At 67.4% G+C, this 26341-nt stretch carries 29 protein-coding genes; 14 read left to right on the top strand and 15 right to left on the bottom strand.

Annotated features, from left to right (window positions below; all coding sequences use genetic code 11):
- Positions 1-11: 11 nt before the first annotated feature.
- The 4 genes from pheS (at position 12) to ASE58_RS13080 (ending at position 6075) form a co-directional block, all read left to right on the top strand.
- The gene (gene pheS, locus ASE58_RS13095) at positions 12-1181 is read left to right on the top strand and encodes a phenylalanine--tRNA ligase subunit alpha (protein WP_055822023.1); all 1170 of its coding nucleotides are present in this window, start codon (positions 12-14) and stop codon (positions 1179-1181) included.
- A complete protein-coding gene (gene pheT / locus ASE58_RS13090) occupies positions 1178-3541 on the top strand; it encodes a phenylalanine--tRNA ligase subunit beta (RefSeq protein ID WP_055822020.1) in 2364 nt (787 codons plus the stop codon). The genes pheS and pheT overlap by 4 nt, the downstream gene beginning before the upstream one ends.
- A complete protein-coding gene (locus tag ASE58_RS13085) occupies positions 3538-4407 on the top strand; it encodes an aldose 1-epimerase family protein (protein ID WP_055822017.1) in 870 nt (289 codons plus the stop codon). The genes pheT and ASE58_RS13085 overlap by 4 nt, the downstream gene beginning before the upstream one ends.
- Positions 4408-4503: 96 nt before the next feature.
- Positions 4504-6075, top strand: coding sequence for a peptide chain release factor 3 (locus ASE58_RS13080; RefSeq protein WP_055757225.1), 1572 nt, complete (start codon positions 4504-4506; stop codon positions 6073-6075).
- A gap of 172 nt (positions 6076-6247) precedes the next feature.
- Here the strand turns inward: ASE58_RS13080 and ASE58_RS13075 are convergent, their stop codons facing one another.
- Positions 6248-7474, bottom strand: coding sequence for a spinster family MFS transporter (locus ASE58_RS13075; RefSeq protein ID WP_055822014.1), 1227 nt, complete (start codon positions 7472-7474; stop codon positions 6248-6250).
- 37 nt (positions 7475-7511) lie between these two features.
- Positions 7512-9749, bottom strand: a complete 2238-nt coding sequence (locus tag ASE58_RS13070) for a TonB-dependent receptor (RefSeq protein WP_055822011.1) — start codon at positions 9747-9749, stop codon at positions 7512-7514.
- 115 nt (positions 9750-9864) lie between these two features.
- Here ASE58_RS13070 and ASE58_RS13065 point away from each other — a divergent pair, with 115 nt between their 5' ends.
- Positions 9865-10470 carry a TetR/AcrR family transcriptional regulator gene (locus tag ASE58_RS13065; protein WP_055822008.1) on the top strand — a complete coding sequence of 202 codons (606 nt, stop codon included), beginning with the start codon at positions 9865-9867 and terminating at the stop codon, positions 10468-10470.
- Between the two features lie 8 nt (positions 10471-10478).
- On the opposite strand, the gene ASE58_RS13060 is transcribed toward ASE58_RS13065, so the two are convergent.
- Together ASE58_RS13060 and ASE58_RS13055 are read right to left on the bottom strand one after the other, a co-directional pair.
- A complete protein-coding gene (locus tag ASE58_RS13060; RefSeq protein ID WP_055822005.1) occupies positions 10479-10997 on the bottom strand; it encodes a YceD family protein in 519 nt (172 codons plus the stop codon).
- Positions 10994-11503 carry a ubiquinol-cytochrome C chaperone family protein gene (locus tag ASE58_RS13055; RefSeq protein ID WP_055822003.1) on the bottom strand — a complete coding sequence of 170 codons (510 nt, stop codon included), beginning with the start codon at positions 11501-11503 and terminating at the stop codon, positions 10994-10996. Before ASE58_RS13055 ends, ASE58_RS13060 begins: the two co-directional genes overlap by 4 nt.
- Positions 11504-11620: 117 nt before the next feature.
- On the opposite strand from ASE58_RS13055, the gene ASE58_RS13050 reads away from it, so the two are divergent.
- The 6 genes from ASE58_RS13050 to ASE58_RS13025 all read left to right on the top strand — a co-directional run bounded on the left by ASE58_RS13050 (position 11621) and on the right by ASE58_RS13025 (position 17095).
- Entirely contained in the window at positions 11621-12094 is a 474-nt protein-coding gene (locus ASE58_RS13050) for an outer membrane protein assembly factor BamE (protein WP_055759115.1), read from the top strand.
- Between the two features lie 134 nt (positions 12095-12228).
- A complete protein-coding gene (locus tag ASE58_RS13045) occupies positions 12229-12738 on the top strand; it encodes an RcnB family protein (protein WP_055822001.1) in 510 nt (169 codons plus the stop codon).
- A 227-nt stretch (positions 12739-12965) separates the two neighbouring features.
- Positions 12966-14357 (top strand): glycosyl transferase family protein, encoded by a 1392-nt coding sequence (locus tag ASE58_RS13040; RefSeq protein WP_055821997.1) that lies wholly within the window; start codon positions 12966-12968, stop codon positions 14355-14357.
- The gene (locus ASE58_RS13035) at positions 14354-15376 is read left to right on the top strand and encodes a hypothetical protein (RefSeq protein ID WP_055821994.1); all 1023 of its coding nucleotides are present in this window, start codon (positions 14354-14356) and stop codon (positions 15374-15376) included. Before ASE58_RS13040 ends, ASE58_RS13035 begins: the two co-directional genes overlap by 4 nt.
- A gap of 46 nt (positions 15377-15422) precedes the next feature.
- Positions 15423-16337, top strand: a complete 915-nt coding sequence (locus ASE58_RS13030; protein WP_055821991.1) for a sulfite exporter TauE/SafE family protein — start codon at positions 15423-15425, stop codon at positions 16335-16337.
- The gene (locus ASE58_RS13025) at positions 16334-17095 is read left to right on the top strand and encodes a TIGR02186 family protein (protein WP_055821988.1); all 762 of its coding nucleotides are present in this window, start codon (positions 16334-16336) and stop codon (positions 17093-17095) included. Before ASE58_RS13030 ends, ASE58_RS13025 begins: the two co-directional genes overlap by 4 nt.
- Positions 17096-17259: 164 nt before the next feature.
- On the opposite strand, the gene ASE58_RS13020 is transcribed toward ASE58_RS13025, so the two are convergent.
- The 11 genes from ASE58_RS13020 to ASE58_RS12970 form a co-directional block, all read right to left on the bottom strand.
- A complete protein-coding gene (locus tag ASE58_RS13020) occupies positions 17260-17757 on the bottom strand; it encodes an MmcB family DNA repair protein (protein ID WP_055821983.1) in 498 nt (165 codons plus the stop codon).
- Between the two features lie 45 nt (positions 17758-17802).
- A complete protein-coding gene (locus ASE58_RS13015) occupies positions 17803-18444 on the bottom strand; it encodes a cell wall hydrolase (protein WP_055821980.1) in 642 nt (213 codons plus the stop codon).
- 167 nt (positions 18445-18611) lie between these two features.
- Positions 18612-18947: a DUF1491 family protein gene (locus tag ASE58_RS13010; RefSeq protein WP_055821977.1), complete on the bottom strand. Its 336-nt coding sequence runs from the start codon at positions 18945-18947 to the stop codon at positions 18612-18614.
- The gene (locus ASE58_RS13005; RefSeq protein ID WP_055821973.1) at positions 18944-19435 is read right to left on the bottom strand and encodes a PaaI family thioesterase; all 492 of its coding nucleotides are present in this window, start codon (positions 19433-19435) and stop codon (positions 18944-18946) included. The genes ASE58_RS13010 and ASE58_RS13005 overlap by 4 nt, the downstream gene beginning before the upstream one ends.
- Positions 19395-19862 carry a PTS sugar transporter subunit IIA gene (locus ASE58_RS13000; RefSeq protein ID WP_055821971.1) on the bottom strand — a complete coding sequence of 156 codons (468 nt, stop codon included), beginning with the start codon at positions 19860-19862 and terminating at the stop codon, positions 19395-19397. The genes ASE58_RS13005 and ASE58_RS13000 overlap by 41 nt, the downstream gene beginning before the upstream one ends.
- A gap of 1 nt (position 19863) precedes the next feature.
- A complete protein-coding gene (gene hpf / locus ASE58_RS12995) occupies positions 19864-20460 on the bottom strand; it encodes a ribosome hibernation-promoting factor, HPF/YfiA family (protein WP_055821968.1) in 597 nt (198 codons plus the stop codon).
- Between the two features lie 58 nt (positions 20461-20518).
- Entirely contained in the window at positions 20519-21205 is a 687-nt protein-coding gene (gene dnaQ / locus ASE58_RS12990; RefSeq protein ID WP_055821965.1) for a DNA polymerase III subunit epsilon, read from the bottom strand.
- A gap of 7 nt (positions 21206-21212) precedes the next feature.
- Positions 21213-21809: a dephospho-CoA kinase gene (gene coaE, locus ASE58_RS12985; protein WP_055757263.1), complete on the bottom strand. Its 597-nt coding sequence runs from the start codon at positions 21807-21809 to the stop codon at positions 21213-21215.
- 129 nt (positions 21810-21938) lie between these two features.
- Positions 21939-22748, bottom strand: coding sequence for a shikimate dehydrogenase (gene aroE / locus ASE58_RS12980; protein WP_055821962.1), 810 nt, complete (start codon positions 22746-22748; stop codon positions 21939-21941).
- A complete protein-coding gene (locus ASE58_RS12975; RefSeq protein ID WP_082468007.1) occupies positions 22745-23341 on the bottom strand; it encodes a Maf family protein in 597 nt (198 codons plus the stop codon). The genes aroE and ASE58_RS12975 overlap by 4 nt, the downstream gene beginning before the upstream one ends.
- Complete coding sequence (locus ASE58_RS12970; RefSeq protein WP_200909363.1) at positions 23338-24156, bottom strand: pyruvate, water dikinase regulatory protein; 819 nt, start codon at positions 24154-24156, stop codon at positions 23338-23340. Before ASE58_RS12970 ends, ASE58_RS12975 begins: the two co-directional genes overlap by 4 nt.
- 309 nt (positions 24157-24465) lie before the next feature.
- Between ASE58_RS12970 and hemE the strand changes: the two genes are divergently transcribed.
- Genes hemE through ASE58_RS12955 form a run of 3 tightly spaced genes read left to right on the top strand, consistent with a single transcriptional unit; the run spans position 24466 to position 26297 of the window.
- The gene (gene hemE / locus ASE58_RS12965) at positions 24466-25500 is read left to right on the top strand and encodes a uroporphyrinogen decarboxylase (protein ID WP_055821959.1); all 1035 of its coding nucleotides are present in this window, start codon (positions 24466-24468) and stop codon (positions 25498-25500) included.
- On the top strand, positions 25497-25952 hold the full coding sequence (locus ASE58_RS12960; protein ID WP_055821957.1) for a CopD family protein: 456 nt from the start codon (positions 25497-25499) through the stop codon (positions 25950-25952). Before hemE ends, ASE58_RS12960 begins: the two co-directional genes overlap by 4 nt.
- A 12-nt stretch (positions 25953-25964) precedes the next feature.
- Complete coding sequence (locus tag ASE58_RS12955) at positions 25965-26297, top strand: hypothetical protein (RefSeq protein ID WP_055821955.1); 333 nt, start codon at positions 25965-25967, stop codon at positions 26295-26297.
- Positions 26298-26341 lie beyond the last annotated feature (44 nt).

Raw genomic sequence — 26341 nt, 5'->3', positions numbered from 1 at the left:
CCGGAGCGACCGTGACCCCCGATCTCGACCAATTGCGTGCCGACCTGCTCGCCGCCATCGATGCCTCTGCGGGCGTTGACGCGCTGGAGGCGGTGCGTGTTCATGCGCTGGGCAAACAGGGGGCGGTGACCGGCCTGCTGAAGACGCTGGGCAGCCTGTCGCCCGAGGAACGCCAGACCGTAGCGCCGGGCATCCACGCGCTGCGTGAGGCGGTGACCAGCGCGATCGGTGCCCGCAAGGCCGATCTGGAGGCGCGCGCGCTGGCGGCGAAGCTGGCGTCGGAACGCGTCGACCTGACCCTGCCCGCCGACCGCATCGCAACCGGCGGGGTGCACCCGGTGTCGCAGGTGATGGACGAGCTGGCCGAAATCTTTGCCGATCTGGGCTTTGCCGTCGCGACGGGGCCGGAGATCGAGGACGACTGGCACAACTTCACCGCGCTCAACATTCCGGAGACGCATCCGGCGCGCGCGATGCATGATACGTTCTACGCGCAGCGCCGAAGCCCGCAGGGCGAGACCAGCGCAAGCGCGGCCGGCGGCGCCGAAGCGCCGTCCGACGACGGCGGCTCCGCCACCGGCGCCCCCGAACGCTACGTCCTGAGAACGCATACCAGCCCCGTCCAAATCCGCACGATGATGACACAGCAACCCCCGATCCGCATCATCGCGCCGGGCCGGGTCTATCGCAGCGACAGCGACGCGACCCACACCCCGATGTTCCACCAGATCGAGGGTCTGGTGATCGATCGCGGCATCCATATGGGGCATCTCAAATGGACGCTGGAGACGTTCCTGAAAGCCTATTTCGAGCGCGATGACATCGTGCTGCGCCTGCGCCCGAGCTATTTCCCGTTCACCGAACCCTCGGCGGAGGTCGATATCGGCTATACGCTGGAAAAGGGCCGGCGCGTCGTCGGCGGTGATCCGGCGAAGGGCAATGGCGGCTGGATGGAAGTGCTGGGCAGCGGCATGGTCCACCCCAAGGTCATCGCGGCCTGTGGCCTCGACCCCGATGAGTGGCAGGGGTTCGCGTTCGGCACCGGCGTCGACCGGCTGGCGATGCTGAAATACGGCATGGACGATTTGCGCCCGTTCTTCGACGGCGATCTGCGCTGGTTGAAACATTATGGATTTGCGGCGCTGGACGTCCCCACGCTGTCGGGGGGAGTAGGCGCATGAAGTTCACCTTGAGCTGGCTGCACGAGCATCTCGATACCGATGCCTCGCTGGACACGATCCTCGGCGCGCTGAACGCGATCGGGCTGGAAGTCGAGGGCGTCGAGGATCCGGGCGAGAAGCTGGCCGCGTTCCGCGTCGCCCGCGTGCTGAGCGCCGAACCACATCCGCAGGCGGACAAGCTGCAGGTCCTGTCGGTCGATGCCGGCGACGGCCCGTTGCAGGTCGTGTGCGGTGCGCCCAACGCCCGCGCGGGACTGGTCGGCGTGTTCGGGATGCCCGGCGCGACGGTGCCGGCCAATGGCATGGTGCTGAAGGTCGCGGCGATCCGCGGCGTCGAATCGAACGGCATGATGTGTTCGACCCGCGAACTGGAGCTGGGCGAGGATCATGACGGGATCATCGAGCTGCCCGCCGATGCGCCGGTCGGGACCGCCTTCCCCGCCTATGCCGGGCTAGACGATCCGGTGATCGACATCAGCGTCACGCCGAACCGGCAGGATTGCATGGGCGTGCGCGGAATCGCACGCGATCTGGCGGCAGCGGGCTATGGCACGTTGAAGCCGCTGGCGGTGCCGGCGGTTGCCGGCGAAGGTGCCGGCCCCGACGTGCGGGTCGAGGATGCGGCGGGCTGCCCGGCCTTTTATGCGCAGGCGGTGCGGGGGCTGACCAATGGCGAGTCGCCCGAATGGATGCGCCGCCGGCTGAACGCGATCGGGCAGAAGCCGATTTCGACGCTGGTCGACATTACCAATTACGTGATGTTCGATCTGGGGCGGCCGCTCCACGTCTATGACATGGCCAAGCTGGACGGCGGGCTGGTCGCGCGGGTCGCAATTCCGGGCGAGAGCGTCGTCGTGCTGAACGGCAAGGCGTACACGCTGAGCGGCGGTGAAACGGTAATCGCCGATGCCGGCGCGGTGCACGACATCGGCGGGATCATGGGCGGCGAGCATTCGGGCGTGTCGGACACGACCACCGACGTGCTGATCGAATGTGCCTATTTCACCCCTGAAGCGATCACGCGGACGGGGCAGAAGCTGGCGCTGACCAGCGATGCGCGTACGCGGTTCGAACGCGGGGTCGATCCGGCGTTCGTCGAGCAGGGGCTGGCCATCGCCACCGACTATGTCCTGCGGTTGTGCGGCGGACAGGCCAGCGGCGTGACCAGGGCCGGCACGCCGCCGACCGAGGCCCGCACGATCATCCATCAGCCGGGCCGCGTCGCGACGCTGGGCGGGCTGGACGTGGCCGAGGACCGGCAGCGCGCAATTCTCGAACGGCTGGGCTTCATCGTTGGTGACAACTGGCAGGTGACCGTGCCCACGTGGCGGCGCGATGTCGAGGGGACCGCCGATCTGGTCGAGGAAGTGATCCGGATCGAGGGGCTGGACAAGGTGCCGTCCACCCCGCTCGACCGCCCCGCCGGGGTGGCGGTGCCGACCGCGACGCCCGAGCAGAAGCTGGAGCGGCGGATGCGCCGCGCGGCGGCGGCACGGGGGTTGGCCGAGGCGATCACGTGGAGCTTCATCGCCGATGACGAAGCCGCGCCGTTCGGCGGCGGTGCATGGGAGGTGGTGAACCCGATTGCCAGCAACATGCGGGTCATGCGCCCGTCGCTGCTGCCCGGACTGCTCAGTGCCGCCGCGCGCAATGCCAAGCGGGGGCAATCGAGCGTGCGGCTGTTCGAGATCGGCCGGCGCTATCTGGCCGAGGGCGAGCGCGCGACGCTGGGCGTCGTGCTGGCGGGCGAGCGGGCTCCGCGCAACTGGCGGACGGGCAAGGCACAGGGCTTCGATGCGTTCGATGCCAAGGCCGAGGTACTGGCGTTGCTGGAAGCTGCCGGCGCGCCGGTCGGCAATTTGCAGGTGATGGACGGCGCTGGCGACGTGTTCCATCCGGGCCAGTCGGCGACGCTGCGGCTGGGGCCGAAGACGGTGCTGGCGAGCTTCGGCGTGCTGCACCCGACCACCGCCAAGGCGTTCGACCTGGGCGGCGGCGTGGTGGCGGCGGAGATTTATCTCGACGCGCTGCCGGCCAAGCGGGGCCAGGGCTTCATGCGCGCGGCCTATGCGCCGCCGTCGTTGCAGGGGGTGACGCGCGACTTCGCGTTCCTGGTGGCGGACGACGTGACCGGCGATCAGCTGGTGCGGGCGGTGCGGGGGGCCGACAAGGCGGCGATCGTCGATGCGCGGCTGTTCGACGTGTTTGCTGGGCAGGGCGTCGAGCCGGGGCACAAGAGCCTTGCGATCGAGGTCACGTTGCAGCCGGGAGCGAAGAGCTTCACCGATGTCGAGCTGAAGGCGATTTCGGACAAGATCGTCGCGGCGGCCAAGAAGATCGGTGGGAGCCTGCGCGCATGACCGTGACCCTGACCAACGGAACGCTGACCGTCGCCGTCGAGCCGCTCGGTGCCGAACTGCATTCGATCAAGGACCCGCACGGTCGCGAGCTGATGACCAATGCCGATCCGGCATACTGGACTGGCCATGCGCCGATCCTGTTCCCGATCATCGGCGCGGTGCAGGACGATCGCTATCATGTCGATGGCACGGTCTACCACCTCGCCAAGCATGGCTTTGCGCGGCGGTCGATGTTCGTGAAGGTTGGGCAGACCGACACATCGGTGCGGTTCGAGCTGGTCGATGATGCCGAGACGCGGAAGGTCTATCCATTCGCGTTCGTGCTTCACGTGGAACATCGGCTGGACGGGGCGACCCTGCATACCGAGGTGACGGTGACCAATAGCGGTGACCGCGACCTGCCGGCGAGCATCGGCTTCCATCCGGCGTTCGCTTGGCCGCTGCCCTACGGGCGCGACCGGGCGGCGCACCGGATGGTATTTTCGGACGCGGAAGTTGGCACCGTCGCGGCGATCGCTGCCAACGGGACGATCGCGGCGGAGCGGCGGCCCAGCCTATTGGACGGCAAGCTGCTGAAACTGAACGACGCGCTGTTCGCCAATGACGCGCTGGTGTTCGATCCGGTGCAGAGCGACAGCGTTACCTATGGCGCCGAGGACGGGCCGCAGCTGCGCGTCGATTTTCCGGGGATGCCGAAGCTCGGCATCTGGACCAAGCCGGGGTCGGCGTTCGTGTGCATCGAGCCGTGGGACGGGATCGCCGATCCGGAAGGCTTTGCCGGGGACATCTTCGACAAGCCGGGCATCCACCGGGTCGCGCCGGGGGCGACGCATCGGGTGGCGATGTCGGTGACGTTGGTGGAGTGATCGAACCCCAGATCGTGTCCGGGGTGACGTGGGGCCGGGTGTAGCGTTCGACAACGCTCCGTTGCGGGAATCCCCCTGCGGCCCTAAAGGCCGGCGATGGACCATATTTCCGATCGCCGCACCTTTGCGATCATCTCCCACCCCGACGCCGGCAAGACCACGCTGACCGAAAAGCTGCTGCTGTTCGGCGGCGCTATTCACTTGGCGGGCGAGGTGAAGGCACGTGGTGCCGCCCGTCGCGCGCGGTCGGACTGGATGAAGATCGAGCAGCAGCGCGGGATTTCGGTCACGTCGTCGGTGATGACGTTCGAGCGGAACGGCCTGACCTTCAACCTGCTCGACACGCCGGGCCACGAAGACTTTTCCGAAGATACCTATCGCACGCTGACCGCGGTCGATTCGGCGGTGATGGTGATCGACGCGGCGAAGGGCATCGAGCCGCAGACCCGCAAGCTGTTCGAAGTGTGCCGGCTGCGCAGCGTGCCGATCATCACCTTCGTCAACAAGGTCGACCGCGAAGGGCGCGATCCGTTCGCGCTGCTCGATGAAGTCGCCGACATGCTGCAGCTCGACGTATGCCCGATGACCTGGCCGGCGGGCATGGGCGGGCAGTTCGAGGGGATTTACGACCTGGTCGACAATCGGCTGTTGCAGCCGGAGGCCGGGACCAAGGACTTCCAGGGTAAGGTGGAGCAGTTCACCGGCCTCGACGACGAACGGATCGATTCGGTGCTGTCGGCGGAAGGGGCCGAGCGGCTGCGCGAGGAGGCCGAGCTGGCGACCGGCGGCTATGCGAGCTTCGATGGCGCGGCGTATCGCGCGGGTGACCTGACCCCGGTCTATTTCGGGTCGGCGCTGAAGGAATTCGGCGTCGATTCGCTGATCGACGCGATCGCCCGCCACGCCCCCCCGCCCCGCCCGCAGCCGGCCGAGCCCGCACCGGTCGACCCGACCGACGATCGGGTGACCGGGTTCGTGTTCAAGGTGCAGGCGAACATGGACCCCAACCATCGTGACCGGATCGCGTTCATGCGGCTGTGTTCGGGGGTGTTCAAACGCGGCATGAAGCTGACCCCGACGGGGCATGGCAAGCCGATCGCGATCCATTCGCCGATCCTGTTCTTCGCGCGCGAACGTGAGTTGGCGGACGAGGCCTATCCCGGCGACATCATCGGCATTCCCAACCATGGCACGCTGCGCGTCGGCGATACGCTGTCGGAGCGGGCCGATGTGCGCTTTACCGGGCTGCCGAACTTTGCGCCGGAAATCCTGCGCCGCGTGGTGTTGAAGGACCCGACCAAGACCAAGCAGTTGCGGAAAGCCCTCGACGACATGGCCGAGGAAGGCGTGACGCAGGTCTTCTATCCCGACATCGGGTCGAACTGGGTGATCGGGGTGGTCGGGCAGTTGCAGCTGGAAGTGCTGCTGAGCCGGCTGGAGGTTGAGTACAAGGTCGCGGCGGGGCTGGAAATGGCACCGTTCGAGACCGCGCGTTGGGTGTCGGCGGGCGATCCGGTCGACCTGAAGGCGTTTACCGACCTGCATCGCAGCGCGATGGCAAAGGATCGCGACGGGAATCCGGTGTTCCTGGCAAAGAGTGCGTGGGAGGTCGGGTATATCGCCGACAAATATTCGAAGGTGAAGTTCGCGGCGACGCGGGAGCGGTAAGGCATCACCTATTGATCCGTATCCCCGCGCAGGCGGGGGTCCAGGGTTTCGAACGCGACGTTGGATTGCTTGGCCCTGGATCCCCGCCTGCGCGGGGATACGGCTTGGCGTTTCGCGCACGCTTGCCCCTTCGTCACCCCGGGTCAAGCCCGGGGTGACGTTGTGGGGGAGGTTACGCCACCCAGTCGCGGCTGAGGCGGCGGCTGGCGAGAGCCATCAGGGCGCCGGCGACCAGATACAGGCACAGTGCCCCCGCGATGGCGTAGCGTAGCGATTCGGTGCCGTAGGTCGGGGCCAGCCCCTTCGACAGCTGGCCGACGACCCAGCTGCCCAAGCCCAGCCCGATCAGGTTGTTGATGAGCAGGAAACAGGCCGAGGCGGTGGCCCGCATGTGTGCCGGCACCAGATGCTGGACGGCGGTCAGCACCGGGCCGAGCCACACATAGACCAGTGCCTGCGGGAGCAGGAACAGCGCGAACGCCGCCACCCAGCCGCTCGACAGCACGCCAGCGATGAACAGCGGCGTGCCCAGCACATAGCAGAGCGCGGGGAGCAGCGCGTACCAGCGCTTGTTGCGCTGGCCCAGCCGGTCGCCGAGCGATCCGCCGAGCAGGATACCCGCCACCCCGCCGGTCAGCAGCAGCGCGCCGAAGAACTGGCCGGTCTGGATCAGGTCGAGGCCGAAGCTGCGCATCATCAGGCTGGGTAGCCAGAACGCCACCCCGTACCCGCACATCGACCCCGCCGCCGCGCCGAACGCCATCAGCCAGAAGCTGGGTTTGCGGGCGAGGATGCCGAACACCCGGCCGACGGGGATACGGTCGGCGCTGGCCGCCGCGCGCGGCGGGTCCTTTACCAGCAACCGGAAGAAGGGGGCGATGACGAGGCCGGCGAGGCCGACCGTGTAGAAGGCGGTGCGCCATTCCACCGCCTGCGCGATATAGCCGCCGAGCAGGACGCCGCCGGCTGCGCCCAATGGGATGCCGAGCGAATAGATGGCGAGCGCGCGGGCGCGGCGTTCGGGCGGGAAGGTGTCGGCGATCAGCGCATAGGACGGCGCGACGCCGCCGGCCTCCCCTACCCCGACGCCCAGGCGGAACAGGAACATCTGGGTAAAATTCTGCGCGGTGCCGCACAGCGCGGTGAACGCGCTCCACACGCCGAGGCTGATAGTGATGACCCAGGTGCGGCTGGTGCGGTCGGCGATCAGCGCCAGCGGGATCGCCAGCGTCGAATAAAGCGCGGCAAAGGCGAGGCCGCCGAGCATCCCCATCTGCCCGTCGTCGAGGCCGAGGTCGCGTTGCACCGGCTGCGCGAGGATCGAAAGGATTTGCCGGTCGAGGAAGTTGAAGCTGTAGACCAGCAGCAACATGGCGAGGGTGATGCGGGGGTTTTTCATGCACTTCCTCGAAGATCCTCCCCGTGCCGGGGAGGATTTAGAACTTCACTTCGAACGTTGCGGTGGCCGTGCGCGGCGGGCCGTAATAGCCGATGATCGAATTGCCGAAGAGCGCGCCGGGGAAGTTGTAGCCGCCCACCCGGTAGCGTTCGTCGGTCAGGTTGCGCAGCGCCATGCCGAGGCGATATCGGCCATTGCCTGACAGCCAGTTCACCGAGGCATTGACCAGCGCATAGCCGTCCTGGTCGAGCGCGGGGGTCGGGATTTCGAACAGCGAATAATCGCTGCGCAGCGTCACTTCGGGGGTGACCGACAGCGCGCCGCCGGCAAAGTCGGTCGAGGCGGTGAACGACGCGGCGGCGGTGAATTCGGGCGTATTCTGAAACACGCGCTGGTTCGACACATCGACCGGGGTCGTGCCGCCGTTGATGAAGGTCAGGAATTCCTTGTAGTCGGCATTGGTGTAGCCGAACGACACCTGCGCCGAAAATTCACGCGACGGGACCATCCGCGCCTCGATCTCCAGGCCGTAAATGTCCGCTTTGCCGGCGTTATCCACGAAGCTGGCGATGCCGCCGTTGATGTTGGGCACCTGCACCGTGACCTGCTGGTCGGTGTAGCGCGAATAATAGCCGGCCATGTTGAGGAACAGCGTGCGGTCGAGGAACGCGCCCTTCATGCCGACTTCGTAGCTGGTGATCTTTTCGGGATCATAGCCATTGACGGTGGTGGGCGTGAACACCGCATCGCCGCGCATGTCGAACCCGCCCGATTTGAACCCCCTGCCCCATGACGCATAGAGGTTCAGATCCTTGCGCGGCTCATAGCTGATCGAGACGCGCGGGGTGAACTGGTCGAAGCTGCGGTCGTTGGTGTAATCGGTGCGGATCAGGCCGGGTACGGCATTGGCATTGCCGAAGCGTGGGGACCGGATGCCGGTATAGTTGCGGCGGAACACCGTGCCGGTCTTGTCGTCCTTGGTATAGCGCAGGCCGCCCGAAATCTTCAGCTGGTCGGTCACGTCGAAGCTGATGTCGCCGAACGCGGCATAGCTCTTGGTCTTCACCTCGCCCGAGGTCAGCGTGGTGAGGTTGAGGCCGCCGAGCACCGTGTCGAACGCGCCCGACGCGGTGGCGTTGAGGTAATAGAGACCGACGACCCCCTGCACCCGGTCGCCCTGCACCAGCAGCTGGAGTTCCTGCGTGAACTGGTTGTCGTCATATTCCGCCGGCACGTCCAACGTCGGCAGCGCGGTGTTGTCGAAATCGATGACGGTGTTGGTCGCGCCTTCGCGATACGCGCTGATCGATTTGAAGGTCAGCAGGTCGGAGAGCTGGAACTCGCCGGTCAGCGACACCCCCTGCGCCACCACGCGGTTGCGGTCGCCGATGCCGGCGCGGGTGTCATAGACATTGCCGGTCGGGGCATAGCGCGCGTCGTTGCCGTTGCCGGTCAGGCGGGTGCCGTGGCGCGGGTTCGAGCGGTCGAGCGTGCGATCGCCCGCGACGCGGACGAAGATCGCATCGGTCGGGGTCCATTCGGCCGACACGCGCGCGGCCAGCACGTCCTTGTCATACTGATCGGCGCCGGTGGTCAGGTTGGTGCCGTATCCGTCGCGCTTGTAGCGGGCGATCGCGCCGCCGATCGCGAGGGTGTCGCCGATCGGCACCGTCACCTGCCCGACCAGATCGAACTGGTTGTACGCGCCGTAGGAGGCACGGGCGGTGGCGGCATAGTCGTGGCCCAGCCGCTTGGTCACGTATTTGATCGCGCCGCCGATGGTGTTGCGGCCGTACAGCGTGCCCTGCGGCCCGCGCAGCACTTCCACGCGCTCGACGTCGAAGATATCGAGTACCGCGCCCTGCGGCCGGGCGACATAGACGTCGTCGAGATAGAGACCGACGCCGGGTTCGAAGCCCCATAGCGGGTCCTGCTGTCCCACGCCGCGGCTGAAGGCGATCAGCGTCGAGTTCGACCCGCGCGCGATCTGCAGCGTCAGGTTGGGGGTCTTGTCCTGCAAGGCGGTGATGTCGACTGCGCCGGTGCGGGTCAGCTGGTCGCCGGTGACGACCGACATTGCGATCGGCACGTCGATGACGCTTTCGGCACGGCGACGCGCCGTGACGACGATATCGCCGTCGCCCTGATCCTCAACCACCGATGCCGAGTCGGCCGGGGCAGCGGGCGGCGTTTCCGTGGTTTGCGCGAGTGCGGGCGATGCGGCGAGTGCCGCCCCCAAAAGCAGACTGGCGCGGATTCCGAATGTGCGGCGCATCGACCTCTCCCTGATATGAACGCCACCCGTTGGCCGGGTTGTACGTCTTTGCGCTTCGCTATACTGAAAGCTGAACCGGGTTTCAACTTGCGCCCGACAGGAGAGGAGAAAAATCATGGCGACCGACGCTGCCGGTCCCGGTGCCCCTGCATCGGTGGACAAGGTGCCACGCACCGAACGCGGTCGCCGGACGCAGCGCGCCATCCTCGACGCCGCCGCCGCCGAGTTCGGGGAAAAGGGATTTCACGAAGGATCGATCAGCGGGATCACGCGGCGGGCCGGCGTGGCGCTGGGCAGTTTCTACACCTATTTCGATTCGAAGGACGCGGTGTTCCGCGCGCTGGTCGCCGACATGTCGGCGCAGGTGCGCGATCATGTCGGCCCGGCGATTCGCGAAGCGGACGGGCGCATCGCGGCGGAACGCGCGGGCCTGCTGGAATTCATCCGTTTCGTGCGGAGTCACAAGGAAATCTATCGCATCATCGACGAGGCGGAGTTCGTCGATCCCGCCAGCTTCCGCCAGCATTATGCGACGACTGCCGACCGCATCGCCGCGCGCATCCGCATCGGGCCGGACGATACCCAGGCGGAGATCCACGCCTGGGCGATCATGGGGATGAACGTGTTCCTGGGCCTGCGTTACGGCGTGTGGGACGAGGATCGCACGCCGGAGGCGGTGGCCGATACCATCGCCGCACTGCTGGCGCAGGGCATCGGCTGACCCTTCGCCTATTTCTTGAGCAGGTCGGCCAGGCCGCCGAGCGCCGTCAGCGGTCCCGCCTCCTCCTCCTTCAGCACGCCAGCCGCGCGCAACGCTTCCTCGGCATGGGGGCTGCGCGGATAGGGGTCGAGCGCCAGCGCGAGCGTTTCCGCCGCCGCTTCGCCCAGATCGATCGCCGATCCGGTGTAGAACATCGTGTCGAGCGCATCGTCGTCGAGTTCGAGTTCGCCATGTTCCACGCTGCCTTCGGGCAGGAACCGCAGGGTGAAGGCTTCGTCGACCGTTTCGGGCACCGGTTCGCCGCTGGCGACGCAAGGCTGCGCGACCTTGGCCGTCAGTCGCCCGGTGGCGACGATGCCGGCGGCGTCGCGGCGCAGGCTGTAATCTGCCTCAAGCGAATCGAGTTCGAGCAGGTTGAAGCGGCCCATCAACCGGCGGCGTTCGTCGGCATCGGCGCTGATGTGCTGCTTCAGCTCGCCCTCCCCGATCTGGTCGATGCGCACGGGGCGGTGGAATTCAGGGGTCATGGCAGGGTTCCGGCAAGGAGATCGTCGATGGACACGGTGTCGAGCGCGACGCGAAGGGCGCGCAATTCGGCCGCGACATGAGCAAGCGCGTCGGGGGCGGGTTCGACCCCGCGATAGAGGTTGCGGACCAGCGCCGATTCGAAACCGCCATCGGACAATCCGTCGCGATACGCGCCCAGCCGCCCGCCCAGCGCCGCCATCATCCGCCCGATATGCTTGCCGACCACCATGTCGCCGAAACCGATCTGGCGCAGCTGCCCGTCCATGTCGTCGACGAAACATTCGGCAAGGCTCGCGGCAGGGGCGGCCCCTGCCCCCTCGCCCTCCAGCCGGAGCATCACCATCGACAAGACGGCGGCGATCATGTCGAACCGCCCGTCGAGCGTGTCGGGCACCCCGCCGGCCAGATACCAGTGCGGCATCCGCCCGCGCGCCACGACCGCAGTATACAGGGTGGTGGCGATGCGCGGCGGCGGTTCGCGACGGAACAGGCGGGATAGCGGCATGACTCTCCGGGCAGATGAAGGGCGCGCTTGTGGATAACGCGGGTCCGTCATATTGAACGCGTGGCTGCGCGATGCAATCGCGTCGGCCCGGTCGCGCGTTCGCTGGACGGAGATTTTATGGTTCGCTTCCCCACCCGTGGCGCAGTGGCGCTGATGATCGCCTGTGCCGCGGCGGGCCTGGGAGGTTGCACGAAGCTGCGCAGCCACCAGGGCTATGTCATCGATCCCGATCTGGTCAACGCGGTCCAGCCGGGCGTAGATACCCGCCAGTCGGTGCTGCAGACGCTGGGCACGCCCACTTTCGTCGGGCAGTTTTCCGATCGCGAATGGTTCTATCTGTCGCGCGACAGCCGCAACCTGGCGTTCAACCGCCCGCGTGCCGTCGACCAGACGACGTTGAAGATCAGTTTCGACCAGGCCGGCAACGTGACCAAGATCGACCGTACCGGCGTCGATCAGGTCGTCGGCATCAGCCCGTGGGACAAGAAGACCCCGACGCTGGGCCGCGAATCGAACTTCTTCCGCGACCTGTTCGGCAATATCGGCACGGTCGGCGCACCGGGCACCGGCGGGCCGGCGCAGAACCGGTAAGCGGCGTTCCCGACAGGGGGTCGCCGGCATCCCGGCGACTCCTGACCCTTTCAGAACGCTGACGATCGCATTCGCCGCGCGTTCAGCGCGACCCGGGCATCCCTGTCCTCATCAAGAGGACAGGAGCAATCCCGATGCGAAAGATCATTCTGGCAGCACTGGCGGCGACCGTCGCCCTCCCCGCCGTCGCGACCCCGGCCATGGCCCAGTCGCGCCATGAACTACGCCGCGACCGGCGGGATATTCGCGAAGAACGCCGCGAATATGCCCAGGCGCTGCGCCGTGGCGACCCGCGCGACATCCGCGACGAACGCCGCGACCTGAACCGTGCGCGGCGTGAATATCGCGAGGACCGCCGCGACCGGGCATGGGGCCGCAACGACTGGCGCGCCTATCGCCAGGGACATCGCGGCGTCTATGCCCGCGGCAACTGGAACGCGCCGTTCCGGTATCAGACGTTCCGCCCCGGCATCGCGATCGGGCGCCCCTATTATGCGCAGCGTTACTGGATCGCCGATCCCGGCCGCTATCGCCTGCCCCCGGCCCGCGTGAACCAGCGCTGGGTGCGGCATTATAACGACGTCGTGCTGGTCGATTACCGGCGCGGGCGGGTGATCGACGTGATCCGCAACTTTTATTGGTAAGCGCGCGGTTCGGCCGCGCCGTCGATACGCTCGGCGCGGCCGGTGCGCGAAGCACCAGTCCCGAAAGGGGGATTAAGGACCGTTTTCGCCAACGTCCCGATTCCCCGGCGGTTCAATCGGACACGATAAAAATTAACGATGGCGGCGATGCTGCGACAGCGAACGGCTTGTCGGGCATCGCCGCCGCGTCGTAGACCATATCCAGGAACGGTTCGGGGGAAACGGGCATGGATGCAGTAATCGCATGGATTGATGCGATCGCGCGCGAGACCATGTTGTTCGCCGCCGTGGGATTCCTGATCGGCGGGCTGGACGATCTGGCGGTCGACGGCGCATTCCTGCTCCGCGCGATCCGCCGCTGGTGGCGTGGTGCGTCCCAACCGACGCTGGACGACTTTCCCCGTAGCGGCTGTACCGGACGGATCGCGGTGATGGTGCCGGCATGGGATGAGGCGGTCGTCATCGGCGCGATGCTGCGCGCGACGCTGGCGCGGTTCGACCATCCCGACTGGCGGCTCTATGCCGGGGCCTATCCCAACGACCGCGCGACCATTGCCGCGATCGTCGCGGTGGCGACCGAGGACGATCGGGTGCGGCTGACGCTGACGCCCGCTCCGGGGCCGACGACCAAGGCCGACTGCCTGAACGCGCTATGGCGGGCGATCATCGCCGATGGCGCGGCCGAGGGGCGCCCCTTTACCGCGATGGTGCTGCACGATGCCGAGGACGTGGTGCATCCCGGCGAATTGCGGGTGTACGATCACCTGCTGACCACGGCCGATACGGTACAGATCCCCGTCCTGCCGCTGGCCGATCCCGAATCGCGCTGGGTATCGGGACATTATATCGACGAATTCGCCGAGGCGCATGGCCGGCAATTGCCGGTGCGCGGTGCACTGGGTGCCGAGCTGCCGCTGGCCGGGGTGGGCTGCGCCATTTCGGCGGCCATGCTGTCGCGTATCGCCGCGCGGCGCGGGGGCCTGCCGTTCGACGAAACCAGCCTGACCGAGGATTACGAGCTGGGGCTGACCGTTCGCGCGCTGGGCGGGCGGGGGGTGTTCGTGCGGGTGCGGGAAACGCCGGGCGGGCCGCCGGTCGCGGTGCGCGCCTATTTCCCCGCGCGACTGGACGCCGCCGTCCGGCAAAAGGCGCGGTGGATGACCGGGATCGCACTGGCCGGATGGGACCGGATCGGGTGGCAGGCTGGCGGGGGGCCGCACGACCACTGGATGCGGATGCGCGACCGGCGGGCGATCCTGGCGATTCCGGTGCTGGCGGTCGCCTATATCGCGCTGGTCGCGTGGGGGCTGGGCGGGACGGCGCACACCCTGCGCGGGAGCGATGCGACGCCGCTGGACCCGGCGTTGCAGCTGGTGCTGGCGATCAACCTCTGCCTGCTGGTGTGGCGTACGGCGATGCGATGGGCGCTGGTGCGGCACAGCTATGGCCGGGACGAGGCGTGGCGATCGATCCCGCGGATGCTGGTCGGCAATCTGGTCGCGCTGCTGGCCGCACGACGGGCGGTGATGCGCTATGCCGCCACGCTGCGCGGACGCCCGGTACGGTGGGACAAGACCGCGCATCATTTCCCCGACATCGCTGGGCTGCCCGGCGCGTGACCCCGGCCCGCGGACGCCCGTTGCGCTTTCTGGCGGTCGTCACGGTCGGCTGGGTCGGGATGCGGGTCGCGCTGCTATGGCCCGACGGATTGCCGCCGGAGCATTGGGTGCGACTCGTGCTGCCGGGCGTGCGGGCCGTGGCGGTTGCGCAGCCCGAGGTGGCGCTGCACCGGCCGGTGACGCTGCCGCTGCGGGACGTTGTGCGGTCGGCCGTCAGCCGGACCACGCTGGCGATGATCGACCTGCCGACGGTGGCGACGGCACGGGGCGCAGCGCCCATGCCGGCCGATGCGGATCGGGTGCGGCTGGCCCTGCTCGGCCTGGTCGGCTTTGCCTCGGCAGAACCGGTCGACGGCAGCATCGCACCGCTGCAGATGCCGCCGCTGCCGCCGGCTGCGGGACCACGCATGACGATCAGCCTGTGGGCGCTGGCCCGGCCGGGCGCGGCGAGCGGTGGGCCGGTGCAGCTGGGCGGCGGACAGGCGGGGATGCGGCTGCGGATGCCGGTGACGGCGGACGGGCATGCCGCGATCGCCGGGCGCATCGCGACGCCGCTGGCAGGGCAGGGGCGGGAGGCCGCGTTGGGCGTCGAATGGCGGCCGTTGCCCGCGCCGGTGGCGATGGTGGTCGAACGCCGGGTCGCGCTGGACCGGGGGCGCAGCGGGACCGGCATGGGGCTGATCGCCGGGATCGACCGGGGATTGCCCGGCGATCTGGCGATCGAAGCCTATGGCCAGGCTGGCGCGGTCGCGCGCAACGGGATCGAACCCTATGCCGATGGCGCGGCGCGGCTGCTGCATCCGGTCGCCACGGTCGGGCGCGGGACGCTCCGGCTGGGCATTGGTGGCTGGGGTGGGGCGCAGCGCGAGGGTGCGCGGCTGGATATCGGGCCGTCCGCCGTGGCGGCGGTGCCGGTCGGGCGCGGCACGGTGCGGCTGTCGCTCGACTGGCGGCAGCGGATCGGCGGGGCCGCATCGCCGGGATCGGGACCGGCGCTGACGCTCGGCAGCGACTTTTAAACGCGTTGCTGGCACGCTGGCACCGAAAGCGGTAACCGGAAGGCCCATGGACCTCTACCTCCCCATCGCCAACCTGTCGGTCAATGCGCTGGTCATCGTGCTGCTGGGCGGCGGGGTGGGGTTCTTGTCGGGCATGTTCGGGGTCGGCGGCGGATTCCTGACGACGCCGCTGCTGATCTTCTACGGCATTCCGCCGACCGTCGCCGCTGCGTCGGCCGCCAGCCAAGTGACGGGCGCGAGCGTGTCGGGCGTGTTCGCGCATCTGCGGCGTGGCGGGGTCGATTTCCGCATGGGATGGGTGCTGGTCGCGGGCGGCGTGCTGGGGTCGATCGCCGGTGCGGGCGTCTTCCGGCTGCTGCAGGCGAGTGGGCAGATCGATACCGTCATCGCCATCCTGTACGTCGTGATGCTGGGATCGATCGGCGGGCTGATGCTGAAGGAGGCGATCGGCGCGGTGCGCATGCTGCGCGGCGCGATCCCGCCCAGGCCGGCGCGGCGGCGGCATCATCCGCTGGTCGCGGCGCTCCCCTTGCGCTGGCGATTCTATGCGTCGGGGCTGTATATCTCGCCGCTCGCGCCGTTGCTGCTGGGGTTTGCCACGGGGATGCTGACCGTGCTGCTGGGGGTCGGTGGCGGGTTCATCCTGGTCCCGGCGATGCTGTATCTGCTGGGCATGGGAACGCGGGTCGTGGTCGGCACCTCGCTGTTCCAAATCCTGTTCGTGACCGCCGCGGCGACGATGGTCCATGCGCTGACGACCAAGGCGGTCGATATCGTGCTGGCGGTGCTGTTGCTGATCGGATCGGTCACCGGCGCGCAGATCGGTGCGCGGTTCGCGCAAAAGGCGAAGCCCGAATATCTGCGCCTGGCGCTCGCCATTATCGTGCTGGCGGTGGCGTTTCGCATGGCACTCGGCCTCGGCTGGCGGCCCGACGATATCTATACAGTACAGCCGGCGTGAGGCGCGCGCTGGCCCTCGCGCTGCTGGCCCCGCTGACGATGGGCGCCGCCGCCCCGGTGCTGGTGCCCGATGTGTCGACGCGCGATGTGCAGATCGCCTATTCTTTCACCGGCGCCGAGCTGCTGCTGTTCGGTGCAATCCTCTATCCCGGCGGGCGCGTGCCGCAGGGCGACCGCCCGGCGGAAATCGTGGTGGTGGTGAAAGGGCCGCCCGAATCGATCGTGGTGCGCGAAAAGGAAAAGGTCGCCGGCATCTGGGTCAATGCCGACCGGATGCGCTATCGCTCGGCCCCATCCTTTTACGCCATCGCCTCTGCCCGGCCGATCGAGCGGATGGTGGATGAGCGGACGCGGGCAATCTACGAACTGGGGCTCGACAGCCTGCAATTGTCGCCCGCCGCCGGGACGTCGGCCGAGGATCAGGCGCGCTTTGCGAAGGGGTTTGTCGCCTTGCGCGAACGGGCCGGGCTGTACCGCGAGACGCCGGGCGCGGTCGAGATTACCGACGACGTGCTGTACCGCGCGGCGATCACCATCCCCGCCCGCGTGCCGGTGGGGAAGTTCACTGCCGAAACCTTCCTGATCCGCGACGGTCGGGTACTGGCGGCGGCGGTGCGCGAGATCGAGATTCGCAAATCGGGGTTCGAACGCTTCGTGGCGATCGCCGCGAACCGTGCGTCGGTGCTCTATGGGCTAGCGGCGGTGCTACTGTCGGTCGGCTTCGGCTGGGCTGCCGGAGCGCTGTGGCGGCGATTTTAAGGGGCGATCGGTAAGATATTATGATCGTTTGGTAAAATTTCCGGTCGTGCTTCAAAGTTCACAAAGTTCACACTCGTGCGCAATAGGAAAGGGTATCGTCGGGATCACCCTCACCCTTCCGGCGCTGCGCGCCTCCCTCCCTCTCCCGATGGGAGAGGGACGTGCTAGAATCCCTGGATTGCTTCGGGGTCGACCGCGCCGATCAGGCGGCGGGCGGCGCGGCGGGCGAAGGCGAGGGTACAGCGTTTGCGGACGTGCGCGGGCAGGGGGGTGGTCGATGCCTCGCGCAGGATCGTCGCTTCGTACCGGTCGGCGACGATGATCCCGGTACGATCGGGCAGGAACGCCTCCCCCGATAGCGGCGTCACGTCGAACCCGGCGGGGACTGCCCAGAAATAGCGGTCGCACGACGCCAGATAGTCGGTCCATTTGCCGTCCCCGAGCAGGTCGGCACGCGATACCTTGATCTCGACGATTACGATCTGTCCGCGCGCGTCGAGCGCCATCAGGTCGGCGCGGCGCCCGCCATCGAGGGGCACTTCGGCCATCGCAGTCAGGTCATGCGCCAGCAGCATGCGGGTGACGCCGCGCGCAACCTCTGCCGCGATCAGCGGATGGGTGTCAGGGGCGGGGGGCTGGATGCCAAGGGCGATACTGGCCATCGGCGCAGTATAGGAACATTAAGCGAACAAGGAAAGAGTGCAGGCTCAGCGATAGAAGATGTGGTTGCCGAGCGAGGCGACGCGGGTCTTGCCCCAGTTCGGGCTGACGCGGCGGGCGTGGAAGAACAAGGCGCCCTGTGCCGGACTTTTCCACAGGTCGTCGCGGGCGATGCGGGCGATGGCGACGGCGGTCTTCCATGCCGGGCGGCTGGTGTCGACGTCGGGCAGGCGGCCACCCTTCACGAACGAGAACTGGCTGCGCTGGGTCAACACGCCGCAGGCCGAGGCGGGGAAGCGGCCCGAGCTGGCGCGGTTGAGGATAACGTCGGCGACGGCGAGCTGGCCGGCGAGTGGCTCGCCTTTCGATTCATAATATACGCCGATGGCGATGCAGTTGAGCTCTGCGTCATCGATGGTCGCGGGCTGTGCGGCGACGGCGGCGGCGAGGGTTGCGTGGTCGGTGTCATCGGCGGCGGGGTCGATGGTCGCGTCGGCGGTGGCAGCGACCGGCTTCGACGCAATGTCCTGTACGATTTCTTGTTGGGGGGCGAAGCGGACAGGAACCTTCGGCGCGGCCGTGAGATTAGTGATCAAACCGGGCGAGGCTTCCTCCGCCGAAACGGCAGCGGGTAGTCCGGCGAACAGGGTCATGGCGGCAAGGATCGCCATGGGGAAGCGCAGCTTCATCGATCGTCACATATCTGCGGTCGACCCGCACCCGACACGTTTCACGTGGAACCTTGGTCCACCACGAAACCTGAGCGCCTGCCCCCCGACTGCGCCACCGACCCCAACCCGGCCGATACAGCGCTTGTCTCCGATACCCGGCGCTTACCGGTGCCCGAGTCGCGGGGTCAATCGGCCCATAGCGTTTCAGCGGCGAGCGGTTCGGGGCGTGCGACGATCGCCTCCACCACCCACAAATCGGGATCGCGCTGCCGGCGTTCCCGCCAATAGGGGGTGAGGTCCGCTTCGGCCACCAGATCGGGTTTGCGATGGACAATGCGGGCATGCCCGTCGAGGTCGCGTTCGCGCTCCAGCAGGCGGGCGCTACCGTCGCGCTCGATCGCCAGCAGCAGGACGACGCCTGAATCCCGGTCGCCGCGCGCCAGGATCATGGCGCTGCCGCCCGCATTTTCCACCGCGCGCGTGAAGGCGTTGACGCGCAGCGCGGTCGGCCAGTCGCTCACGGGGCGGCGTAGCCGGGCAGGGTGGCGAGCGGGATGCGGCTTTTCATGAAGGTGCCGGTGCCGCGCGCCGCCTCTTCCCCATCACCGTCGATCAGATGGGCGTCGGCGATGAACACGCGGCGTTTGCCCGATACCCAGCGCCCTTCGGCAATCACCCGGCCCGGCCCCAACGGGCGCTGGAGCAGCAGGTTGAACGCGGTGGTCAGCAGGAAACGATCGGTGACGAGGCTGTTGGCGGCGTAGAAGGCGGCGTCGTCGAGCATCTTGAAATAGGTCGTGCCATGCGCTGCCCCGGCGGCATGGAAATGGCGTTCGTCGATGGTGAAGTGGATGCGCGCCACCCCGGCCTCGACGATTTCCAGCCGGGAATCGAACAGGCGGTTGATCGGGGCGGCGGCGTAGAGTGCCTCCAATGCCCGAAAATGCGCCGCTTCGCCGGCGGGCACCTCAGGCTGCGTCACGCGCCTCGACACCCGACAGCAGCGCATAGAGCGCATCGGCCGATCCGGCACCGCGCAGTTTCGCCCGGAAGCCGGCATCGCGCAGCGCGCGCGACACCCGCGCCAGCGCCTTCAGATGGTCGCTGCCCGCCTGGGGAGGCGAGAGCAGCGCAAAGATCAGGTCGACGGGCAATTCGTCGACCGCGCCGAAATCGATCGGGCGGTCGAGCCGGACAAAGATGCCGCAGACCCCCTGCGGCACGTCGATCCGCGCATGGGGAATAGCGATGCCGCCGCCGAATGCGGTGGTGCCGAGCTTTTCGCGATCGGACAGGCGATCGGCGACCAGCTTCGGATCGACCCCCGCCGCGACCTGCGCGACGGAGGCGATGTACGCGAACAATGCCTTGCGGGTGCCGGCGGAAACGTCCGCCAGCACCGTTTCCGGCGTCACGAGATCATGGAAATCGAACAAGTCAGGCCGCGCGATTGGGTTCGACCCAGCCGATCGTACCGTCATGGCGACGATAGACCATGTTGAACGATCCAGTGCCGCTGTTCTTGAACAGCAGCGCATTGGTGTTGCGCAGGTCGAGCATCATCACCGCGTCCGATACGCTGGCATCCGGCACGTCGACACGGGTTTCCGCAATGATGAGCGGGGCGTCGGCGACCTCTTCCTCTTCCGGTTCGCCACCGAACACGGTGTAGCCGGCATTGTCGAAGCCGTTGTCGTAACCGCCGGCCTCGTTCATTGCGACGACCTGTGCGGCGTTACGATCCTTCAGGCGGCGGGTGTAGCGGCGCAGCTGCTTTTCGATCTTGTCGGCGGCACCGACGAACGCGCCTTGTGCCTCCTGTCCGCTATTGTGCCCCTTCAGGACGAGGCCCTGGGTCACGTGGCAGACGATGTCGCAGACGAAGCCGTTGTCGTGCGGACCCTTGCTGAAGGTCGCGTTCGCCGAAATCGCGCGCTGGAAATATTTGTCGGCGATGCCCTGGAGTCGCTCCTGGACCATCTCCTTCAGCGCGTCCCCGGTGTCGACCTGGTGCCCCGAAACCCGGATGTCCATGTAATCCTCCGTCATTGTGAAGTCGTGTGAGCCGCTCAAAGCGGGTGTTGTCAACGCCTCAGGTCGGCGACTGGCCCCATAACGGGTCCTTCAACGTGCCGACGAAGGCGGCGTGGACGGCGAGTTCGGCCTCGCTGGCCGAAAAATGGCGCGGCGGGCGCGCGCGCGACGGCGCGACGGTTTCCACCGCTTCGGACTCGGTCGCAGGCGTCGCATCGAGGCCGAAACCGATCTGGCGACCGCCCATCAGCTCGACATAAACCTGCGACAGCAATTGCGCGTCGAGCAGTGCGCCGTGCAGTACGCGCCGGCTGCGGTCGATGCCGAAGCGGACGCACAACGCGTCGAGCGTGTGCTTGGCACCGGGATGGCGGCTGCGCGCGATCGCCAGCGTATCGACCATGCGGGTCAGGCTGATCGGATCGCGCCGGGCCGCACCCAGCTCGCCATTCAGGAAGCCGAAGTCGAAACTGGCATTGTGCGCGATCAGTGGGCTGTCCCCGAGGAATTCGAGCAGTTCGTCGATCGCGGTGTGGAACGCCGGCTTGTCAGACAGGAAGGCGTCGGACAGGCCGTGCACCGCCTCCGCTTCCTTCGGCATCGAGCGGCCGGGATTGAAGTAGCGGTGGAAGGTGGCACCGGTTTCGACCCGGTTCACCAGCTCGACACATCCGATTTCGACCAGCCGGTCGCCTTCCGAAAATTTGAAGCCGGTGGTTTCGGTATCGAACACGATTTCACGCATTCCCACCTTATCCGCCTTCACGTGGCCCCATGCAAGCGACCAGCGCGGCGACTTGGCGCTGCGTCGCGGCGAGTGTCGTGTCGGTATGGATAACATGCCGCGCGCGCGTCCGTTTTTCCGAGTCGGGCAGTTGCGTGGCGAGGATCGCCGCGAATGCCGACTCCGTCATGCCGGGGCGGGCGAGGACGCGGGCGCGCTGAACCTCTGGCGCAGCGGAGACGACCGCGACGGAATCGCAGCGCGAGTCGCCGCCGGTTTCGAACAGGAGTGGGACGTCGAGGACGACCAGCGGAGCGGCGGCATGGGTTTCGAGGAAGCGTTGACGCTCGATCGCGACCGCCGGGTGGACGATCGATTCGAGCAGGCGGCGCGCGTCCGGGTCGTGGAAAATCCGGTCGCGTAAGGCGGGGCGGTCGATTCCGTTCGGGCCGGTGGTACCGGGGAAGGCCGCTTCGATCGCGGGGAGCAGTGCGCCGTTTGGCCCTTGCAGTGCGTGAACGGTCGCGTCGGCGTCGAAGACGGGCACGCCGAGGTCGCGGAACATCTGCGCGACGGTCGACTTGCCCATGCCGATCGATCCGGTCAGGCCGAGGATGTGGGTCATCGATTCAGGGCCGCTGCCGTATCCCCGCGCAGGCGGGGATCCAGGGCCAAACAACACAGGATTGGCGTTCGGCGCTCTGGACCCCCGCCTGCGCGGGGGTACGTGGTCGTCGGGGGAAGGTGGTGCGCTTCACCCCAGCAACCGCGCGCGCAATTCGTCATCCCGGTCGCGCGGCGGAGCAACGCCGAAAAACAGCTCGAACGCCAGCGCCGCCTGTCCCACCAGCATTTCGAGGCCATCGATCGTATCCAGTCCACGATCATGCGCCTGCGCCAGCAGCGGCGTCTCGATCGGGGCATACACCGCGTCATAGACCACGGCATCGTCGGGCAGCGGTGAGAGGTCGATGTCGAGCGGCGGCTGGCCGGTCATGCCGAGCGTGCTGGCGTTGACCAGCAGCTTCGCCGCTGGCAGCGGGGCGGTGAGCGGTAACGCGTCGCCCTTCAGACCAAAGGTCGACAGCAGCGCGGCGGCCTTCAGCGGATTGCGGTTCAGCACGGTCACCCGCCCGACGCCCAGCCGCGACAGCGCGAACAGGATCGCGCGCGCCGCGCCGCCGGCACCGATTACCGCGACCGGCTGTTTCGTCAGATCGAGGCCGGCGATCGGCGCGTGGAAACCGGCGGCATCGGTGTTGGTGCCGATCCAGTCGCCGCCTTCGCCGCGAAACACGGTGTTGATCGCGCCGATCGACCCGCGCACGTCGCCCGGATCGGCAACATGATCGAGCGCGGCCAGCTTGTGCGGCACGGTGACGTTGCACCCGCGCCAGTGCGGATCGGCGCGGCGGCTGTCGAAATAGGCACCTAGATCGTCAGGTTTCACGTGGAACCTTCGATATTCGGCGTCGAGGCCCAGCTGATCCAGCCAGAAGCTGTGGATAAGCGGTGATTTGGAATGGGCGATCGGATCACCGATCACCTCTGCATAAGGTTTCATGCGGGCAGTTTCCCCCGTTGGCGCAGATAGCGCGCGATTTCGAGCAGGGGCATCCCGAGGATCGTCCATTGATCGCCATCGATCCGGTCGAACAACTGCACCCCCGGCCCCTCGATCCGGAAACAGCCGACACAGCCGGCGATCGCCGGCCATTCGGCGTCGAGATAGGTGTCGATAAACGCATCGGACAGCGGGCGGACGGTCAGCTTCGCATGACCGATATGCCGCCAGACCGGGCGACCGCCTTCGACGAACACCGCCGCGCTGAACAGGTCGTGGCGCCCTCCCGACATCGCGCGGAGGTGCCGGGCGGCATCGGCGCGGTCGACCGGCTTGTCGAGGACCGTGCCGTCGGCCAGCGCGACGACGGAATCGCCGCCCAGCACCATCGCCCCGGCGACGCGGGTGGCGGCGCGCATCGCCTTCATCTCCGCCAGTGCATCGGCGAGGTCACGGGGCTTGAGGTTTTCGGCTGCCAGCGCCGCCTTGGCCGCTTCCTCGTCCAGCCCGCTCGCCATGGCGTCATGGGGAATGCCGGCGGCGTCGAGCATCGCGCGGCGGGTGGCGCTCATCGAGGCGAGGACGAAGCTCATGGCCGCGCCTCCAGCCGGCGATCGTTGCACAGGGTGATGATCGCCGCCGCCGTTTCCTCGATCGAGCGGCGGGTGACGTCGATCACCGGCCAGCCATTGTCGGCGAACATCCGCCGCGCATAGGACAATTCGCGCACCACCGCATCCTGTTCGACATAATCGGTGTCGGGCATCTGGTTGAGCGACAGCAGCCGGTTGCGCCGGATCGCGATCAGCCGGTCGGCGCTGGTGGTCAGCCCGACCACCAGCGGCTTCTGCAATCCGAACAGGATCGCCGGAGGCGGGCTTTCGACGACGATCGGGATGTTCGCCGTCTTGTACCCGCGATTGGCGAGATAGATCGAGGTCGGCGTCTTGGACGACCGCGACACCCCAGCGAGCACGATATCGGCCTCTTCCCAATCCTCCGACGCGATGCCGTCGTCATGGCCGATGGTCCATTGGATCGCATCCACGCGGGCGAAATAGGCGGCGTCGAGGCTGTGCTGCCGCCCCGGCCGGGCCTTGGCCTCCTGCCCCAACAGGCTGGACAGCGCGTTGCTGACCGCATCCATCGGCGCGACGATCGGCAGGCCGAGCGCGGCGCAACGCGCCTCCAGCGTCCGCCGGATCGCCGGGTTCACCAGCGTGAACAGCACCAGTCCGGGATTGACCGTGATTTCGGCCAGGATGCGTTCGAGATGGGTTTCCGAGCGCACCATCGGCCAGAAATGGCGCATCGTGTCGACATCGTCGAACTGCGCCAGCGCCGCCTTGGCGATATTCTCCAGCGTTTCGCCGGTGGAGTCGGACAGGAGGTGGAGGTGCAGCCGCATCAGCCGCCTTTCTGCACAAGGCTGTGGATAAGTCGGGGGCAGGGGCTAGCGTAAGTCGGTCGATCCGCCAAGCTGTGGGAAAGCCCGGTTTCATACCCAAACTATCCACAATCCCGACACAGGGAGCGATTCAGCCCACAGCCTGTGGATAGTGTGGATGGCCTGGCGGGAATCGACGGATTCGAGCGAGTCCTGCGGGGTCAATCTGTTGGCATTTCGGGTAATCCACCATAAGCCCCGCTATCCACGCCCCAACTCCCTTCAACCACCTATTTAGATTCTACTTTAATAGTAGAAGGAGCGACGACGCTGACCGGTTCTCCTGATCCCAAACCGCTTCTCCGGACACTGGCCGGGGAAAAGCTTGCCGTCCCGCCGCTCTGGCTCATGCGACAGGCCGGGCGCTATCTTCCCGAGTATCGCGCTCTGCGGGCAGAGAAGGGTGGCTTCCTCGATCTGGTGAACGATCCCGAAGCCGCGACCGAAGTGACGCTGCAACCGCTGCGCCGGTTCGCGTTCGACGGGGCGATCCTGTTCAGCGACATCCTGATGGTCCCGGGCGCCCTGGGACAGCGGCTGTGGTTCGAAGCGGGCGAGGGGCCTCGCCTGGCACCCGAATTGCGCACACGGGCCGCTATCGAGGCTCTGGTGCCCGATATGGCGATCCTCGATCCGGTCTATGCGACGGTGCGTGGTGTCGCGGCGGCGTTGCCGGCGCAGACGACGTTCCTGGGGTTCGCCGGATCGCCATGGACGGTCGCGACCTACATGATCGCGGGCAAGGGCAGCCGCGAGCAGGCGGAGGCGCGGCGCATGGCCTATGGCGACCCGGCGGCGGTGCAGGAACTGATCGACCGGATCGTGGACGTGACGATCGACTATCTGGCGGGACAGGTCGCGGCGGGCGTGGAAGCGGTGCAGCTGTTCGACAGCTGGTCGGGCAGCCTTGCCCCGGCCGAGTTCGAACGCTGGGTCATCGCGCCGACGGTCGCGATCGTCGAGGGGCTGCGCGCGCGGGTGCAGGTGCCGATCATCGGTTTCCCCAAGGGGGCGGGGGGCAAGCTTGCCGCCTATGCCCGCGAAACGACGGTCGATGCGATCGGGCTGGACGAAACGGTCGATCCGGTGTGGGCACATGCCCAGTTACCCACAGGCTTGCCGGTGCAGGGTAATCTCGACCCGCTGCTGCTGATCGCCGGGGGCGACGCACTGGACGCCGGGGTCGACCGGGTGCTGGCCGCCTTTGCCGATCGCCCGCACATCTTCAACCTGGGGCATGGTATCCAGCAGGATACGCCGATCGCGCATGTCGAGCAGCTGGTGGCACGGGTGCGGGGCAGATGAGCGGATTCCTGGGCGGCGCCTATCTGTGGATAAAGGCGGCGCATATCGTGTTCGTCATCTTCTGGATGGCCGGACTGTTCATGCTGCCGCGCTATCTGGTGCATCACCAGGAGGGGTTGGCCGATCCGGCCGAGCCGCCGCGCTGGATCAAGCGCGAGGCGCTGCTGAAGCGGATGATCCTGACCCCGGCGATGGTCATCGTGTGGATGCTGGGGTTGCTGCTGGCTGCCAATGTCGGGCTGTTCGATGGCGGGGCCGGGCTGGGGTGGCTGCATGCCAAGCTGCTCGTCGTCGTGCTGCTCAGCGGCTATCACGGCTGGGCGGTCGGCTATGCGAAGAAGCTGGCGGCGGGGCGACCGACGCTGACGGCGAAGCAGTTGCGGCTGGCGAACGAACTGCCGGCGCTGGCGGCGATCGCGGCGGTGGTGCTGGCGGTGGTCAAGCCGTTCTAAAGGGATCTAGCGATGTGGATCATGGCGGCAGTGATGCAGGCGACGGTGACACCGTTGCCGGCGGAGGTCGAAAACGACCTGAAATGCATGGCGGCTATCTCGTTGGCGGCGCCCGAAATGCCGGCAGATCGACAGGGCGCGATGGGGGCGGGGATGATGTACTTCCTCGGTCGGATCGATCACGCGGCCCCAACGCTGGACTTCACCAGCCAGATGAAGCGATTAATTGCTCAGCCGGGCGGCGAAGCGCGACTGCGTGCCGAATTGCCACGATGCAGCGCCGTGCTGCACGACCGGAGCGACGCCCTGCTTGACCGGGCACCCGAGCCGGACGAACCCCGCTAAACGTCACCGCGTGACCGGCGGTCGCACTGGCCGGGCGGCGGGCT

Origin of the sequence: Sphingomonas sp. Leaf9 (assembly GCF_001421355.1) — a bacterium.
In the GTDB taxonomy this organism is placed as follows: domain Bacteria; phylum Pseudomonadota; class Alphaproteobacteria; order Sphingomonadales; family Sphingomonadaceae; genus Sphingomonas.
Note: the sequence above shows the minus strand (reverse complement) of the source record. Positions and strands in the feature narration are given on the sequence as shown.